Source organism: Streptomyces sp. WMMB 322, assembly GCF_900090145.1.
GTDB lineage: Bacteria > Actinomycetota > Actinomycetes > Streptomycetales > Streptomycetaceae > Streptomyces.
On record NZ_FMHI01000022.1, the window covers coordinates 13,109 to 28,343 of the forward strand.

Sequence of the window (15,235 nt, forward strand, 5' to 3'; positions counted from 1 at the left end):
AACCGCCCGTCCTCGCGCGGGCTCGGTGCGCGTGCTGTCAGCGGCCGTGAAGAAAAGGGAGCAGCAAGGTGGAACAGCCAGCAGCCGGCCGCACGGCGACCGTGAGGGCCGGAATGCTCATCGACGGCGAGTGGCGTCCGGACGGCTCGCCGCACCCCGTCACCGACCCCGCCGACGGCGGCGTCGTGGGCGAGGTGAGCTTCGGCACGACCGCCGACGCCGACGCCGCCGCGGACTCGGCGGCACGCGCCTTCGGGGAGTGGAGCGAGTCCCCCGCCCGGTACCGGGCCGACATCCTCCTCGCCGCCGCGGCACGCATCCGCGAACGGTCGGCGGGTCTGTCGGTGCTGCTGGCCCGTGAGGCCGGCAAGCGGCTCCCCGAGGCCCGGGCCGAAGTCAACGCCTCCGCCGAGTACTTCCGCTGGTTCGCCGAGGAGGCCCGTCGTCCCGGCGGTGCCGTCATCCCCCACGAGGCGCCCGGGAAGCGGCACTTCACGCTGCGCCGTCCCGCCGGCGTCGTCGCGAGCCTGACACCGTGGAACTTCCCGTGCTCCATCCAGGCGCGCAAGCTCGCGCCGGCGCTCGCCGCGGGGTGCACGGTCGTGGCCCGCGTCTCGGAGAAGGCTCCGCTCGCGGTGACCGAGATGATCAGGTGCCTCACCGATGCGGGCGTGCCCCGGGGAGTGGTCAACGTCGTGCACGGGCCTGCGGCCGGGCTGACGTCCGCGCTGCTCGCCCACCCCGCCGTCCGCATCGTCTCCTTCACCGGGTCCACCGAGGTCGGACGCCTCGTCATGGAGCAGGCCTCGCGGCGCATCGTCCGCCCACTGCTCGAACTGGGCGGCGACGGCGCGTTCGTGGTCCTCGACGACGCGGACGTCGAGGCGGCCGTGGAAGGCGCCCTGATCGCGAAGTTCCGCAACACCGGCCAGTCCTGCATCGCGGCGAACCGCTTCATCGTCCAGGACGGCGTGTACGACGAGTTCACCGGCCGGCTCGCCGAGCGCGTCGATGCGATGAGCATCGGCAGCGGCACGGCCGAACCGGTACCGGACCTGGGCCCGGTCATCGACCGCACGCGCGTCGACGCCGTGACGCACCTGGTCGGCGAGGCGCTCGCCGCCGGCGCGAGGCGGCTGACGCGCGAACGCGAACTCCCGGCCGCCGGACACTGGTTGGCGCCGGTCCTCCTCGCCGACGTGCCGGCGGCCGCCGGCCTCGGGTGCCGCGAGGTGTTCGGTCCGGCCGCCGCGGTCTTCCGGGTGTCCGACGACGCCGAGGCGCTCCGGCTCGCGAACGCGACGGAGATGGGCCTGGCCGCCTACGTCTGGACGCGCGATGTGGGGCGTGCCTGGCGGTTCGCCGAGGCTCTGGAGACCGGCGTGGTCGGGGTCAACGACGCACTGCCCTCGGCCTCCTTCGCGCCGATGGGGGGCGTCAAGCAGTCGGGCCTGGGCCGGGAAGGCGCAGACGTCGGGCTGGAGGAGTTCACGGATGTCCGTTACCTCGCCCTCGGCATGTGACCGTGTCCGCCGGCCTGCTGCTGCTCTCCCTCGCGGTGCTGGGCGGCGCGTCGGCCCAGCGGGTGACCGGCCTCGGCTTCGCGCTGGTCGCCTCGCCGTTCCTGGTACTGCTGCTCGGCCCGCTCCAGGGGGTGCTGCTGGCCAACGCCCTGAGCCTGCTGAGCAACCTCGTCGTCTTCGCCTTCACCTGGAGAGACGTCTCGCTGCGCAAGGTGCTGCTGCTCTCCGTGCCCGCGATGGTCATGGTCGTTCCCGGGGCCCGGGTCGCTCAGCACACTCCCGCCGCCCCGCTGATGGTCGTCGTCGGCTCGGTCACGCTGCTGGCTCTGCTGACCGTGACCCTGCTGCCCCGTGCCCGCGTTCTGCGGGGAACAAGCGGTGCGATCACCGCGGGCGGCGCCTCCGGCTTCCTGAACGCCGCGGCCGGCGTGGGCGGTCCGCCCGTCTCGCTCTACGCGGTCTCCACCGGCTGGGACCAGCGCGAGTTCGTGAGCTCGGCGCAGCTGTACTTCGCGCTCGTCAACGCCGCGTCGCTCGCGGCCAAGGGCGTGCCCGACATCGACGTGCCCGTCGCCATGTCCGCCCTGACCGCACTGGCAGCGGGATCCGCCGCCGGCCACTGGCTGGCCCGGCGGATGCCGGTCGCCCGGGCCCGTGCGGCGGCGACCGGCCTGGCCCTGCTCGGTGCGGCAGCGGCAACGGTCAAGGGGGTGGTCGCGCTGTGAGACCTCCCGGTCGGCAGACGTCGGCGCTTGACCTGCGTACATGCGCACCGGACCGGACGGCGCCCCTGCCCTCGCACGCCCTGACGAGCAGGAAGCCGTGCGACCCGACGAGGACCACACAAGCCCGACAGTCCCCGGCTCCCCGGGGACACCGACACGAGAGATCGAGGTCAGCCGATGTTTGATCAGATCAAGAACTGTACGAAGGCGTTGATTTGCGTCTGTTGCGACGCTCGCCGTTCGCGCACACCGCGCCGGGCGGCCCGGGCCGCCGCGCCCGGTCCCGGTGGTCTCACCGAAGGCGCGGCCACGTTGTCGCCGCCCGTTCGAAGGCCCCTGCGACGACGGGCGCTGGTGCCGCTCGCAGTGCTGCCCCTGCTCGCTCTCACCGCGTGCGGCGGCCCCTCGGGCGGTGACGACGGCGACGGCAGGGCGGCGAAGTGCGAGAAGAGTGAGGGCAAGGTCCGGCTGAGCTTCTGGTCCTGGGTGCCCGGGATCGAGAAGGCCGTCGACGAGTGGAACCGGCAGAACCCGCGGATCCAGGTGAAGGTCAAGAGCACACCGGCCGGCAACGCGGGGACGTACCAGAACATGGCCAACGCGCTGAAAGCCGGCAACGCTCCCGACCTCGGCCAGATGGAATACGACTCACTGGCCAACTTCCGTCTCAAGGACGGGCTGAGGGACATATCCCGGTGCCCGGGCGTGAAAGCGGCGGAAGCGGAGTTCGTCGACTGGACGTGGTCCCAGGTGACCTTCGGCGCCGACGGAGAGGACGGCGTCTGGGCACTCCCTCAGGACACCGGGCCCATGGGGCTCTTCTACCGCAAGGACCTCTTCAAGAAGTACGACATCCCGGTGCCCGAGACCTGGGCGCAGTACTACGAAGCGGCAAAGAAGCTGAAGAAGGCCGGCCCCGGCTCCTACATCACACACTTCTCCCAGACCGACCCGAACTGGCTCACCGGGCTGATGTGGCAGAACGGGTCGCAGATGTTCCGCCGGCAGGGCGACAAGTGGAAGGTGAGCGTCGACAGTCCCGGCAACAGGAAAGTCACGGACTACTGGCAGAAGATGATCGACGAGAAGCTGGTGGCCACCGACCTGCAGGGGTTCTCGCCCGCCCTGTACAAGGCATGGAACGACGGCGAGGTTGCGACGTGGGTCGGTGCGGCCTGGGGTTACAGCACGATCCGCGACAACGCAAAGAAGACCGCGGGCAAGTGGGCGGTCGCGCCGATGCCCCAGTGGTCGAAGGGCGAGCAGAAGGCCGGCAACTGGGGCGGTTCCACAACAGCCGTACTGGCGGGAAGTAAACATCCCTATGAGGCCTCGCAGTTCGCTTGGTGGCTGAACACCGACCCCGAGGCGCTCGCCATTCTCAACCGCGAGGGCGGGCTCTACCCGGCCGCGAAGAAAGGCCTCGAACTGCCCGCACTGCAGAAGCCGGTGGACTTCTACGGCGACCAGAAGATCTTCGGCACCTTTGCCCGCGCCTCCCGGAACGTCGACACCGACTGGACCTGGGGACCGACGATGACCGACACCTACCGGAGCATGGGCGACGGAATCGCCGACGCGCTGGGAGGCAAGGGAACGCTCGGCGGCGCCCTGAAGCAGACGAACCGGAAGACGGTGGAGTCGCTGAGGAACCAGTCCCTCGAGGTCGCGAAATAGCGGCGCCGGACGCCGGGAGCCTGCGACGGCGATGCCGGAGCAGGCTCCCGGCGAAGCCCCTTCTCTGCTTTCTCGAAGGATGAACAGAAGTGACCATCGACATCTCACACGGGTCCCGTGCACCCGGGACGATCCCGAAGTCGCGGCCCCGGCGCAACTGGACGCCGGTGCTGTTCCTGCTCCCCTTTTTCGTGCCTTTCGTTCTCTTCACTTTGCTGCCCGTCGGCTATGCCGCCTACCAGAGCATGCTGAAGACCGTACGAGTCGGCGGCACCTTCGGCAGCAAGAGCACCGTCTTCGCCGGCTTCGACCAGTACCGGGAGGTGCTCGCGGACGGCGAGTTCCTTGCGAGCGTCGGCCGTGTTCTGGGGTTCGGCCTGGTTCAGATACCCGTGATGCTGCTGCTGGCCCTGGTGCTCGCCCTGCTGCTCGACTCGACGGTGGCACGGCTCAAGCGCTTCTTCCGCATCGTCTACTTCGTGCCGTACGGCATTCCCGGGGTCGTGGCAGCGCTGATGTGGGCGTTCCTCTACGACCCCCGGCTCTCACCGATCGTGGACCTGTTGCGCGAAACCGGAATCCGGCCGGACTTCCTCGGCGGCGGGATGGTCCTGTGGTCGATGGCGAACGTCGTCACCTGGACCTACACCGGCTACAACATGCTGATCATCTACGCGGCGTTGCAGGCCATTCCCCCGGACATCTACGAAGCGGCCCGCGTCGACGGTGCGGGCGGCACCACCATCGCCTGGCGGGTCAAGGTTCCCGTCATCCGTCCCGCACTGGTGCTGACCGGCGTCTTCTCCATCATCGGAACCCTTCAGCTCTTCACGGAGCCTCAGGTCTTCCGCTCCATCTCAACCAGCGTCACCAGTACGTACACGCCCAACCTCGCCGCGTTCTCACTCGCCTCCAGCGACAACTACAGCGAGGCGGCGGCGATGTCGGTCACCTTGGCGCTGGCCACATTCGTGCTGTCCTTCGCATTTCTCAAGTTCACCGGACGGAGTGACGACGCATGAGCGTGCTCACCGACACCGCGGGCAGCCACGCCCCGCCGGCCGCCCACCGTGGGCGCCCGCGCGGGCCTCGCGAGAGCCGCTGGTCCATGATCGCGGCCACCGGCTTCCTCGCACTGATCGCTCTCTACATGCTGTTGCCCGTCTACTGGCTGATCGTGTCCGCAACCAAGACGCAGGGCGACCTGGTCGCCACGTTCGGGTTCTGGTTCTCCGAGTGGAACCTGAGCGAGAACCTCCGGCAACTGGTCGCACAGCAGGACGGGATCTTCCTGCGGTGGATGCTCAACAGCCTGCTGTACGCCGGAGCAGGAGCGGCCGTGGGGACCCTGCTCGCCGCGATGGCAGGCTACGCCCTCGCCAAGTTCGCCTTCCGCGGCAGGGAGTTCGTCTTCTCGGTGGTCCTCGGCGGCGTGCTCGTTCCCGCCACGGCACTCGCCCTCCCGCTGTTCCTGATGTTCTCGGAGGTGGGAGCGACCAACACCTTCTGGTCGGTCTTCCTTCCCAGCATCGTCAGCCCGTTCGGGGTCTACCTGTCGAGGATCTTCGCCGCGGCGTCCGTTCCCGACGACGTGATCGAGGCCGCACGCATCGACGGCGCCGGAGACTTCCGGACGTTCTTCACGATCGCCCTGCGGCTGATGTCGCCCGCGCTGGTGACCATCTACCTGTTCCAGTTCGTGGTCATCTGGAACAACTTCCTGCTGCCGCTGATCATGCTCCAGAACGAGCGTCTCTACCCGCTGACGCTCGGACTGTCCACGTGGCAGTCGCAGATCAGCCGCGTGCCGGAACTACAGGTGCTGACCGTCACGGGCTCGCTGGTCTCGGTGGTGCCGATCGTCGTGACGTTCCTGGTGCTGCAACGGTACTGGCGTGCCGGACTCGCCGCGGGCGCGGTGAAGGCGTGAGCCGGGCGTGGGACAGGCTGGGCGGCCGCCTCGGACGCATCGCCTACGGCGGCGACTACAACCCCGAGCAGTGGCCGCGCCCGGTCTGGCGCGAGGACGCACGTCTCATGCGGGAGGCCGGCGTCAACCTGGTCACCGTCGGTGTCTTCTCCTGGGCCGTGCTCGAACCGCGCCCGGGACACTACGACTTCGGCCTGACGGACGAGGTCCTGGACCTGATGCACGACCACGGGATCGCCGTCGACCTTGCCACTCCGACCGCCGCGCCGCCGCCGTGGTTCTCGCGCCTCCACCCGGAGGCCCTCCCCGTCACCGCGGACGGCACCCGACTGTGGCACGGTTCCCGCCAGGCCTTCTGCCCGAGCAGCCCCGCGTACACGGAGTACGCGTCAGCTCTCGTGGAGGAGCTGGCGAAACGGTACGCGGACCATCCCGCGCTGGCCCTGTGGCACGTGCACAACGAGTGGGGCAATCACAACGCGCACTGCTTCTGCGACACCAGCGCCGCCGCCTTCCGCCGCTGGCTGCGCCAGAAGTACGGCACGCTCGACGAGCTCAACCACGCCTGGGGCACGGCCTTCTGGAGCCAGCGGTACGGCGACTGGGAGGAGATCATGCCGCCCCTCGCCACACCGGCGTTCGTCAATCCCACCCAGCACCTCGATCACCAGCGGTTCTCCTCCGGCGAACTACTGGCCCTGCACCGCCGGGAGGCCGGAATCCTGCGCCGTCATTCACCGGGCGTTCCGCTGACGACCAACCTGATGGGCACGCTGGAGAAGAAGACCGACGGCTTCGCATTCGCCCCCGAATGCGACCTGATCTCCGTGGACCACTACCTCACCGCCGCCGACCCCAGGGCGCACATCGGTCTGTCCCTCGACGCCGACCTGGCCCGGGGCATGGCCTCCGGTGAACCGTGGATCCTCATGGAGCACTCCACATCCGCGGTGAACTGGCAGCCACGGAACGTGGCCAAGACACCCGGGCAGATGCGCCGCAACAGCCTGGCCCACCTGGCACGGGGCGCCGACGGCATCATGTTCTTCCAGTGGCGCCAGTCCAGGGCCGGCGCCGAGAAATGGCACTCCGCGATGCTGCCCCACGGCGGTACGGACACCGAGATCTGGCGGGAAGTCACCTCTCTGGGTGCCGCGCTGGATTCGCTCGCGGAGGTCAGAGGAAGCCGCGTACGGGCCGAGGTGGCAGTGCTGTTCGACTGGCAGGCGTGGTGGGCGCTGGAACTGGAGGCCCGCCCCTCACAGGACCTTCGCTATCTGGACCTCGTCCGCCGCTGGTACGAAGCACTCTGGTCGAACGCCCTCACCTGCGACCTCGTGCATCCCGGCGCCGACCTCTCGTCCTACCGCCTCGTGCTCGTCCCCAGCCTCTACGCGACCACCGACGCCGACGCGTCGTCCCTCGCCGCCTTCGTCGAACGCGGCGGGCAGGCGGCGATCGGCTTCTTCAGCGGCGTCGCCGACGAACACGACCATGTGCGCCTCGGCGGTCATCCCGGCGCCTACCGCGAGCTGCTCGGGCTGCGCGCCGAGGAGTTCCACCCCCTCCGGGAGGACGAGACGATCGCACTGAGCGACGGATCCCGGGCCGGGCTGTGGAGCGAACGAATCCGGGCCGACGGAGCCGAAACCGTGCTCTCCTTCGCGGCGGACGCCTCGGGCGGGCCGGTGCCGGGCGGCCCCGCCGTGACCCGGCATCCGTACGGACGGGGCAGCGCCTGGTACATCGCCACCGCTCCGGAAGAGGGAACCTTGCGGGATCTGCTCCGCGGCATCGCCGGGAATGCTGGGGTCAGCCCGGCCGCGAACGTGCCCATCGGGGTGGAAGCGGTGCGGCGCCACGGCTGCGGAACCACCTACCTCTTCCTGATCAATCACACGGATCAGCCGGCCAGGGTGGCCGCCGAAGGGCGGGAGCTCCTCCACGGCACGCAGGTGACGGGTCTCATCGACGTTCCGCCGGGAGATGTCGCGGTCATCCGCGAGGACCCGCACGGTCACGATGGCCCACCGCTCCAAGCCCCCGCAGCTCACGCTGCCCGTCCGTCGTGGACGTGAGACAGCGCCGCACGCCGATGGCGCGTCGCGCCTTGTCTCCTCCGACGAACCACCCGCGAACGCATTGTCCGTGACGACGAACACAGCCGTGGACGGGCTTCCTAACGTGACCCGGCACGAGCGAGCTACGTGAAGTCACGGCATGGATCGACGAGCGACTCCCGGCGCTGCTCGACATGTACGACGTACCGGCAGCCGCCTGGGGTGTCCTGAGCGGGGACGAACTCGTCGACGGGGCAGCCGGAGTGCTCAGCAGGGCGACCGGGGTGGAGGCCACCACGGACTCGGTCTTCCAGATCGGATCGGTCACGAAGCTGTGGACCAGCACGCTGGTCATGCAACTCGTCGACGAGGGGCGGGTCGATCCGGACGAGCCCGTCCGCAGGTATCTGCCTGAGTTCCGCATCGCGGACCGGGAGGCCTCAGAGCAGATCACGGTGAGGCAGCTGCTGACCCATACCTCCGGCTTCGAAGGTGACATCTTCACCGACACGGGAGTGGGCGACGACTGCATCGAGAAGTATGTCGCCACCCTCCGGGACGTTCCGCAGCTGATTCCCCCCGGGGAACGGTTTCTCGTACAACAACGCGGGCTACTGCGTGCTGGGCCGGCTCGTCGAGGTGCTGCTGGGCAAGCCCTACGACGCATGTCTGCGGGAACGGCTGCTCACCCCGCTCGGGCTGAGCCACGCCGCGACCGGGCCCTACGAGGCGATCATGTTCCGGGCCGCCGTGGGGCACGTCGCATCCGAGCCGGGCGCCCCTTGTGAGCCGGCGCCGGTGTGGGCCCTGGCCCGGTCCAACGCTCCTGCCGGATCGACGCTCGCCATGAGCGTGCGGGACCTGCTCGCCTTCGCCAGGATGCATCTCGAGGACGGCCGGGCCGGCGACGGGCGCCGCGTTCTGGCGCCGGGAACTGCCGCACGCATGCACGCCCGTGAGGTCGGCCTGCCCGATCTGGGTCTGAGGGGCACCTCGTGGGGGCTCGGCTTCGAGCGGTACGACACCGGCACCGGCGCGATCATCGGGCATGACGGCAGCACCATCGGGCAGGACGCGTTCCTGCGCATGGTGCCCGAAGCGGGTGTGGCCGTCGCAGTGCTCACCAACGGCGGCGATGCCCATTCGCTCCACCGCGACATCGTCGCCCACGTTCTCGGCGCGCTGACGTCCGCCGCGCTGCCGGAGCTCCCCACCCCGCCGCCGAACCCGGAGCGTATCGACGCCGGCCGCTACGTCGGCACCTACTCGGCGCAGGCGAAGACCGCAATTCCCGGGTGCTCGCATTCTCCAGCCGCCAGGACGAGGCAGATCCGCCTCGCGTCGAGACGATCCTGGGCCGCCAGGTGCCGCAGAGGTACTCCCGTGTTCTCAACGAGCGCGGCGTCTTCGGCGCTCTGCTGCGCAGCGACCTCCCCGTCTACATCGACCCCATTCCCGACGGCAACGAGCGCTCCCTGCCGCGGGTCGCCGTCGCCGTCCGCGCCGGTGACGAGGTGCTCGGCTCCATCTGGGCGGCCGTGAACGGCCCCCTCAGCGAGGAGCGCACCGAGGCACTTCGGGAGTCGGCCAAGCTGGTTGCCCTGCACATGCTCCGGGTACGTGCCGGTGCTGACGTGCAGCGAAGAGTGCGGGCAGGTCTGCTGAGTTCAGCACTGGAGGGAGACGCGAGCGCTTCTGGGGCCCTCGAACGCCTCGGCCTGTCGGCTCGGCCGTTGCTCGTGCTCGGACTCGCCCTCGATGAACGCCGACAACGGCAAGGACACCCCGGCGAAGCCCCACCGGGCCCGGACGGTGCCGCTGTGGCACACACCCGGCACCGGCTCACCGACGCCTTCGCCCTGCACCTCAGCTCCGCCCACCCCCGTTCCGCTGCGGCCGCGATAGGTCCGGTGACCTACGGGCTGCTGCCACCCGGAAGCGTGGAGGCGGCAGAGGTGGAGGGGATGCGGGTCGTTCACCACTTCCTGGACCGGGTGGGGGAGCGGCTCCCGGCGATCGCGGCCGTCGGGCCCGTCGCCCTCGACGCGCCCGGCCTGGCGCACGGCCGCACCACCGTCGACCGCGTACTGCGGGTGCTGCGGGAGCGCGGAGGGGACAGGCGAATAGGCCGCCTCGAGGAACTCCAGGCCGAGGCGCTCGTCATGGAACTCCGCGACATCGCCGCCACGAGGGGCGACCGCCCGACAGGCGTACTGGCCAATCTCATCGACTACGACCGCCGGCACCGCAGCGACCTCGTCGGGACGTTGCGGGCCTGGCTGGAGTCCTTCGGCGACGTGACCGCAGCCGCCGATTCCGTCTTCGTGCACCAGAACACCTTCCGCTACCGGCTCCGACGCGTGGCAGAGGTCGGGGAGATCGACCTGCTGGACTCCGGTCAACGTTTCTCCGCGATGCTCCAACTCCGGGTCTTCCATTCCGAGTCGGCGGCGGAACCCGGCCAGGACCGGGGAGCCGGTGCGTGATTCGCGGGTGGGCCCGGGGCTTTCCCCGTAGCCGCCGGTATCACCCCGCACCGCGACCGCTGCGTCCTGGCCGCGGCACGATGCGCAGTAGCATCGCCCGACATCCAACGAGGAAGGGCGAATTCACGTTGGTGGACATGAAGGCGGCCGCGCGCCCAGGCCTTCCTTGCCGATGGACCGGTACATGCAGTAGACCTGGCGACCGAAAGCGGTCGCAGGAGTGGGGGACGGGCACGCGAGTCATCACGTCGCCGTCACGTGTCACCCGAACAAGTTCAGCGGGTCTGCCGTTCCGGCAAACCCGCTGATCACAGTGTCGGGACGGCGGGATTTGAACCCACGACCCCTTGACCCCCAGTCAAGTGCGCTACCAAACTGCGCCACGTCCCGGTGCCCGTCCGGCTCGGGGTGTGTGCCCGCGCCGCTCGCGCACGAAGAACAATACATGACGTGCGGAGGTGCCCGCGCACCCGTATCGGGCCGTGCAAGGCCAGTGGTCCGGGTCGTATCGGTCCCTGCAAGGCCAGTGGTCCGGGTTTGGGCGGCAGGACCTTGGGAACTGCGGCAGCGTTCGCGACGCTACCCAAAGGTCTGGAGTGCCACCAGTGAGCCGGTCCCGCATCGTCATCGTCGGAGCTGGATTCGCCGGATACGAGGCATCGAGGCGGCTCTCGCGCAAGTTCCGCGGGGATGTGGAGATCGTTCTCGTCAACCCGAACGACTACTTCCTCTACCTGCCCATGCTCCCGCAGGTGTCCGCCGGCGTACTGGAGCCCCGCCGGGTGTCGGTGTCGCTGGCGGGCACCCTGCGTGGGGTGCGGCTCGTGCTCGGGGAGGTGAACGGGGTCGACCTGGAGTCGCGGAAGATCACGTACGTGGATCCGGAGGGCAACGGAGGCGAGCTGGGCTATGACCGGCTCGTGCTGACCGTGGGAAGCGTGAACAAGCTGCTGCCCATCCCAGGGGTCGCCGAGCACGCCCACGGCTTCCGGGGCATGCCTGAGGCGCTGTATCTGCGTGATCACATCACGCGGCAGATCGAGATGGCGACTTCGGAGGAGGACCCCGCCGAAAGCGATGCCCGCTGCACCTTCGTCGTCGTCGGCGCGGGCTACACGGGGACGGAAGTCGCCGCGCACGGAAAGCTGTTCACCGATTCGCTCGCCAAGCAGCACCGCAAGGCCGGCAACGAGCTGCGAGGTGACAGGCTGCCCCGCTGGATGCTTCTCGACGTCGCCCCCCGTGTGCTGCCGGGGCTCGACGAGCGCCTGTCGAAGACGGCGCACCGTGTGCTGGCCAAGCGGGGCGTGGAGGTCCGGACGGGGACGTCGGTGAAGGAGGCGACGAAGGAGGGAGTCCTCCTGGACGACGGGGAGTTCGTCAGGACGCGGTCACTGATCTGGTGCGTCGGTGTGCGGCCCGATCCGCTGGTGGAGGACACGGGGCTGCCTTCGGACAAGGGCCGTTTGTGCGTCGACGAGTACCTGCAGGTGCCGGGCCGTCCTGAGGTGTACTCGTGCGGTGACGCCGCCGCGGTGCCGGACCTGACGAAGCCGGGTGAGTACACGCCGATGACCGGGCAGCATGCCGTGCGGCAAGGGAAGACGGTGGCGGACAATGTGGCGGCGTCGTTCGGATACGGCAGGCGGCGCCCGTACAAGCACAAGGACTGGGGCTTCACGGTGGATCTCGGCGGAATCCAGGCGGCCGCCAATCCGCTCGGGGTGCCGCTGGCCGGCCCCTTGGCCAATGCAGTGACGCGTGTCTATCACTTGGCTGCGCTGCCCGGGAACCGCGTGCGTGTGGCTGCCGACTGGCTGCTGGACGCGCTGCTGCCGCGCCAGGCCGCCCAGTTGGGCCTGGTGAGGTCGTGGTCGGTGCCGCTGGAGTCGTCGTCGCCGGAGTTGGCGCACTCCCCGGAGCGGCCGGGGGGAGCCGAGGGGCGGCCGGCAGCCGAACACGAGGCTCGCGGCAATCCCCCCACTCAAGGGTGAGGGAGCTGTCCACAAGCCGGTGGTCGCGCACAGGAAGTAGCGGCTCAGAACTTTGAGTGGTCGGCGCGGGCTAGCTTGTCTTCCGTGCCCGGCGAGAGGCGCCGGGACATGTGCGAAGAGGAGGAGCCCATGCACGGGGGGCTGCCGTTCATCGGTGTCAGCGTGCTGGTGTACGGACTGGTCGGAGCCGTCGTCATAGTGCGCGCGGCCCTGCGGCGGCGCCGGCGGGCGAGCAGTGCAGCACCGGCGACGGCGCAGGGGGTGAGCGCGTGGTCCGCAGCGTCACGGTGATCATCCCGGCCCACGACGAGGAAGAGGGCCTGCCCGCGACCCTGGAGTCGGTGCTGCGCCAGTCTGTGCCGGCGCAGCAGGTCATCGTGGTGGACGACGCCTCCCGGGACGGCACCGGCGACGTGGCACGCGCCTACGGCGTCTGCGTGCTGCGCCCGCCGCGCAATCTCGGCAGCAAGGCCCGGGCGCAGAACTACGCGTTGCCGCACTGCTCAGGGGAGCTGGTGCTCGCGGTCGACGCCGACACTGTGCTGGCGAGGGACTACATCGAGCGGATCCTTCCCGCTTTCGACGATCCTGACGTCGTCGTCGCGGCGGGCAATGTTCAGACCCGGTTCGCGCGGACGGTGTGGGAACGCGGCCGCTCCGTGGAGTATCTCTTCGGCTTCCACTGGCATCGGCCCATTCAGCAGCGCGCCAACAGCCCGATGGTGTGCTCCGGTTGCTGCTCCGTCTTCCGCAAGGAGGCACTGGTGGACTTCGGCGGCTTCCCGGAGCGGACGATCGTGGAGGACATGGACTTCACCTGGTCACAGCAGATCGCGGGACGGCGTGCGCGCTACGTCGGTGACGCCGTCGCCTGGGCGGCGGACCCGGAGACCCTGCTCTACTTGCGCAAGCAGGTGTGGCGGTGGATGGCGGGCTTCTGCCAGAACGTGCGCCTGCACACGGCGCAGTTGCTGCGCAGGAAACCGATACTCGCTGTGTGGGTGCTGCTGGCCATACTGGAGATCCTCACCGCGCCCCTCTGGTGGAGTGCGCCGTTCGTTCTGACGCTCGGCATGGGACGCCCTGCTCTGCCCACCGTGCTGTGGTGGCTGGGCGCGGAGCTGGTCTTCACCCTGCCGCCCCTGGTGTACGCGGCTCGGAGACGCCGACTCCCGCTGGGGCGTGTGCTGTTGAACATTCCCTGTGTCTATCCGGCCAAGATCGTGAACCTGCTCTATGCGTGGAAGGCCGTGGCGGTGGAGCTCGTGCTCGTTCCCCTGAGGCTTTCGCGCGGCTTGACCGTCTACGAGAAGGGGAGGGGGCCTGCGGCCGTGTGAGCCGGTGCGCTTCAGCCGTCGACGCAGGGATCCGGATCCCGGCGGTTGTTCCTCCTGGGCGCCCGCCCCGGCCCCCGGCCCCCCCGCGCCCGGGAGCCGGCTGCACAGGCCAATTCGCTGAAGGAAGAGGCGCGGCATCAGTGGAACGGTACTCATCAGCGTGACGGAGGTGACGGAGGTGACGGAGGTGACGGATGTGACAGATGTGGCCGAAGTGCCCGCTGGGGTGCGGTGACAGGGGTGCCGCCTCGACGTACAAGATGCCCGTGCGTTGATCGCCTCGGCGGGCGCAGGCGGCATGGCTGACCTTACGGAACGCTGACATGCGTCCCGGTTCGGCCGGTCAGGGGTCCTGCCGCCGTAGCGTGGACCCATGCGCGTACTGGTGACAGGCGGTTCAGGGTTCATCGGGTCCCACATCGTGACCGCGCTCGAGGCCGCGGGCCACGAGCCAGTGGTCCTCGACACGGCAGCGGCAACCGGGATCCGGGCAGACGTACGGGATCCGGCGGCAGTCAGGGAGGCTCTGAGAGGAGCCGATGCGGTCTGTCACCAGTCCGCGATGGTGGGGCTGGGCAAGGGGTTCGCGGATGCGTCCGCGTACGTGAGCTGCAACGACCTCGGTACTGCCGTGCTCCTTGAACAGATGGCCGATGCCGGGGTGCACAGGCTGGCCCTGGCCGGGTCGATGGTGGTGTACGGGGAGGGGAGGTACAGCTGCTCGGTCCACGGGGTGGTGCGGCCCGGCCCCCGGTCCGTAGCGGACCTGGACAGTGGCCGGTTCGAGCCTCCCTGCCCGCGGTGCGGCGCCGCGCTCGACCCCGAACTCGTCGAGGAGGACGCCCCGGCAGATCCGCGCAATGTGTACGCCACGACGAAGCTGGCGCAGGAGCACCTGTCGGCCGCGTGGGCACGGGCCACCGGCGGCCGTGTCATCAGCCTGCGCTACCACAACGTCTACGGAGACGGGATGCCGCGTGACACTCCGTACGCGGGAGTGGCCTCGTTCTTCCGCTCGGCACTGGAACGGGGCGAGGCCCCACAGGTGTACGAAGACGGCGCACAGCGTCGCGACTTCGTCCACGTCGACGATGTGGCGGCGGCGAACGTCGTCGCGCTCGAGGCCCTCGATGGTCTGCCGGGCGGGGCGCTGCGCGCGTACAACACCGGAAGCGGCCGGCCCCACACCGTGGGGGAGATGGCCCACGCCCTGGCGGAGGCGTTCGGCGGGCCGAAGCCCGAGGTGACGGGGGAGTACCGTCTGGGCGACGTACGCCACATCACTGCGTCCTCCGAACGCTTCCGCCGTGAGCTGGGCTGGAGCGCGCGCGTGCCGTTCGCGGAGGGAATGGCCCGGTTCGCGAAGGACGAACTGGCCCTCCCCGTACGCTCCTAGGTCTTCTGCCCGTGGAGGTCGGTGACCATGATCACCGGTAGGTGATCTTGAATGGGCGAGGGCCTTCCGGCCTGGTGCGGATTGCGGCATTGCACCGGCGGCCGGCG

12 protein-coding genes, 1 tRNA gene and 1 pseudogene are annotated in these 15,235 nt (G+C 69.6%); 13 read left to right on the forward strand and 1 reads right to left on the reverse strand.

Translation table 11 applies throughout. The features are described from left to right. The first annotated feature begins 68 nt into the window (after nucleotides 1–68). From H180DRAFT_RS26085 to H180DRAFT_RS30645, 9 genes and pseudogenes are all read left to right on the forward strand, one after another. The gene (locus H180DRAFT_RS26085; protein ID WP_199822522.1) at nucleotides 69–1,523 is read left to right on the forward strand and encodes an NAD-dependent succinate-semialdehyde dehydrogenase; all 1,455 of its coding nucleotides are present in this window, start codon (nucleotides 69–71) and stop codon (nucleotides 1,521–1,523) included. Beyond that, nucleotides 1,520–2,248, forward strand: a complete 729-nt coding sequence (locus tag H180DRAFT_RS26090) for a sulfite exporter TauE/SafE family protein (protein ID WP_055488613.1) — start codon at nucleotides 1,520–1,522, stop codon at nucleotides 2,246–2,248. Before H180DRAFT_RS26085 ends, H180DRAFT_RS26090 begins: the two co-directional genes overlap by 4 nt. 354 nt (nucleotides 2,249–2,602) lie before the next feature. Next, entirely contained in the window at nucleotides 2,603–3,925 is a 1,323-nt protein-coding gene (locus H180DRAFT_RS26095; protein ID WP_254666194.1) for an ABC transporter substrate-binding protein, read from the forward strand. Nucleotides 3,926–4,014: 89 nt separating this feature from the next. Beyond that, a complete protein-coding gene (locus H180DRAFT_RS26100; RefSeq protein ID WP_055488614.1) occupies nucleotides 4,015–4,947 on the forward strand; it encodes a carbohydrate ABC transporter permease in 933 nt (310 codons plus the stop codon). Continuing rightward, on the forward strand, nucleotides 4,944–5,855 hold the full coding sequence (locus tag H180DRAFT_RS26105; RefSeq protein ID WP_079100421.1) for a carbohydrate ABC transporter permease: 912 nt from the start codon (nucleotides 4,944–4,946) through the stop codon (nucleotides 5,853–5,855). Before H180DRAFT_RS26100 ends, H180DRAFT_RS26105 begins: the two co-directional genes overlap by 4 nt. Then, nucleotides 5,852–7,933, forward strand: a complete 2,082-nt coding sequence (locus H180DRAFT_RS26110; protein WP_055488615.1) for a beta-galactosidase — start codon at nucleotides 5,852–5,854, stop codon at nucleotides 7,931–7,933. The genes H180DRAFT_RS26105 and H180DRAFT_RS26110 overlap by 4 nt, the downstream gene beginning before the upstream one ends. Before the next feature lie 176 nt (nucleotides 7,934–8,109). Continuing rightward, a pseudogene (locus H180DRAFT_RS30640) lies at nucleotides 8,110–8,427 on the forward strand (serine hydrolase domain-containing protein); the annotation flags it as partial. A 106-nt stretch (nucleotides 8,428–8,533) separates the two neighbouring features. Then, nucleotides 8,534–9,457, forward strand: a complete 924-nt coding sequence (locus tag H180DRAFT_RS28795) for a serine hydrolase domain-containing protein (protein ID WP_074467007.1) — start codon at nucleotides 8,534–8,536, stop codon at nucleotides 9,455–9,457. Nucleotides 9,458–10,077: 620 nt separating this feature from the next. Beyond that, on the forward strand, nucleotides 10,078–10,401 hold the full coding sequence (locus tag H180DRAFT_RS30645) for a helix-turn-helix domain-containing protein (protein ID WP_254666198.1): 324 nt from the start codon (nucleotides 10,078–10,080) through the stop codon (nucleotides 10,399–10,401). A 316-nt stretch (nucleotides 10,402–10,717) separates the two neighbouring features. Here the strand turns inward: H180DRAFT_RS30645 and H180DRAFT_RS26130 are convergent. Next, nucleotides 10,718–10,791: transfer RNA gene (locus H180DRAFT_RS26130), tRNA-Pro, on the reverse strand. A gap of 215 nt (nucleotides 10,792–11,006) precedes the next feature. Here H180DRAFT_RS26130 and H180DRAFT_RS26135 point away from each other — a divergent pair. The 4 genes from H180DRAFT_RS26135 to H180DRAFT_RS26145 all read left to right on the forward strand — a co-directional run bounded on the left by H180DRAFT_RS26135 (nucleotide 11,007) and on the right by H180DRAFT_RS26145 (nucleotide 15,128). Next, a complete protein-coding gene (locus tag H180DRAFT_RS26135) occupies nucleotides 11,007–12,395 on the forward strand; it encodes an NAD(P)/FAD-dependent oxidoreductase (RefSeq protein ID WP_055488618.1) in 1,389 nt (462 codons plus the stop codon). An 84-nt stretch (nucleotides 12,396–12,479) separates the two neighbouring features. Continuing rightward, nucleotides 12,480–12,686, forward strand: coding sequence for a hypothetical protein (locus H180DRAFT_RS29620; RefSeq protein ID WP_139151449.1), 207 nt, complete (start codon nucleotides 12,480–12,482; stop codon nucleotides 12,684–12,686). Next, nucleotides 12,665–13,732, forward strand: a complete 1,068-nt coding sequence (locus H180DRAFT_RS26140) for a glycosyltransferase family 2 protein (RefSeq protein ID WP_055488619.1) — start codon at nucleotides 12,665–12,667, stop codon at nucleotides 13,730–13,732. Before H180DRAFT_RS29620 ends, H180DRAFT_RS26140 begins: the two co-directional genes overlap by 22 nt. 373 nt (nucleotides 13,733–14,105) lie before the next feature. Continuing rightward, nucleotides 14,106–15,128, forward strand: coding sequence for an NAD-dependent epimerase/dehydratase family protein (locus H180DRAFT_RS26145; RefSeq protein ID WP_055488620.1), 1,023 nt, complete (start codon nucleotides 14,106–14,108; stop codon nucleotides 15,126–15,128). Nucleotides 15,129–15,235 lie beyond the last annotated feature (107 nt).